Here is a 1,662-nt window from a genome sequence, read left to right as displayed (position 1 = left end):
CGGCGTCTCGGTGCATGAGGTGTTCGAACAGGCCGTGCGACAGCACCCCGACACCCCCGCCCTGATCGAGCCCCACGGCCGCACCCTGACCTACCACCAGGTCAACACCGCCGCCAACCAACTCGCCCGCGCCCTGCACGCCACCGGCGCCACCCCCGGCACCCTCGTCGGCCTGCGCGTCCCCCGCAGCGCCGACTACGTCATCGCCCTGCTCGCCGTCCTCAAAGCCGGCGCCGGCTACGTCCCCCTCGAAGACGGCCTGCCCACCGAACGCCTCAAACTCATGGCCACCGAGGCCGGCCTCACCACCGTCCTCACCGCCCACCCCCTGACCTGGGACGCCACCGACACCCCACAACTGTCCCTCACCCACGACGCCGCCCACATCGCCGAACACGACACCACCGACCTGGGCCTCACCGTCGACCCCGAGGACATCTTCTACATCCCCTACACCTCCGGCTCCACCGGAAAACCCAAAGGCACCCTGGTCCCCCACCGCGCCATCCCCGGCTTCTTCACCGACGCCGACTACACCACCTGGGGCCCCGACAGCGTCACCCTGCTGCACTCAGCCCTGTCCTGGGACGGCAACCTCGTGGAGATCCTCCCGCCCCTGCTGACCGGCGGCCGCGTCGTCATCCACCCCGGCCCCCACCGCGACCCCCTCACCGTCGCCGAAACCGTCCACGCCACCGGCGTGACCACCCTGTTCCTGCCCACCGCCGCCTTCAACACCATCATGAGCGCCCAGCCCGAACTGCTGCGCAACCTGCGCTGCCTGATGTTCGGCGGCGAACAGGTCTCCCCCAAACACGTCCGCACCGCACTGACCGCCCTGCCCGACACCCGCCTGGTGCACTGCTACGGCCCCTGCGAATGCACCGTCTTCTCCACCGCCCACCCCGTCACCCCCGCCGACCTGGACCGCCCCACCATCCCCATCGGCCGGCCCATCGGCGACCGCCGCGTCCACCTCATCGACCCCGACACCGGCGCCGAAACCCCACCCGGCACGATCGGCGAGATCCACATCAGCGGCCCCGGCGTCGCCCACGGCTACCTCAACCGGCCCGCCCAGACCGCCCGCCACTTCCAACCCGACCCCCACCCCACCACCACCGGCACAAACACCACCCGGGCACCAGACACCACGGACACGAACACCACGGGCACAAGCCTCGGCACCGGCGCCACGGACACGGTGGACACGGGCACCCCGACCACAGCGGGAACAGGCACCGCCCCGCCCGGCGCGCGGCTCTACCGCACCGGCGACCTGGCCGTCCGCACCCCCGACGGCCACCTGCTCTTCCACGGCCGCGCCGACACCCAACGCAAGATCCGCGGCTACCGCATCGAACTCACCGAGATCGAGATCCAGCTCACCGCCCACCCCCACATCACCCACGCCGCCGTCACCACCCACCCCGACCCCACCGGCACCCCACGCCTGACCGCCTACCTCACCACCCGCCCCGGCCACACCCCCACCGGCCACGACCTGCGCACCCACCTGCAAACCCACCTGCCCGACTACATGATCCCCACCACCTACCTCCACCTGCCCGCCATGCCCCTCACCCACAACGGCAAAATCAACCGCAACACCCTGCCCCCACCCCACACCTGCACCCCCCTGCCCCACCACCACACCAACAC

At 71.3% G+C, this 1,662-nt stretch carries 1 protein-coding gene; it reads left to right on the top strand.

Translation table 11 applies throughout. The features are described 5' to 3' along the window. Positions 1–1,662: amino acid adenylation domain-containing protein (locus tag PKF00_RS43820; protein ID WP_271223717.1), on the top strand; the 1,662-nt coding region annotated here is incomplete at both ends.

Source organism: Streptosporangium carneum, assembly GCF_027922005.1.
GTDB lineage: Bacteria > Actinomycetota > Actinomycetes > Streptosporangiales > Streptosporangiaceae > Streptosporangium > Streptosporangium carneum.
The sequence above is the reverse complement of the archived record's forward strand: the minus strand, read 5'-3'. Positions and strand labels throughout refer to the sequence as shown.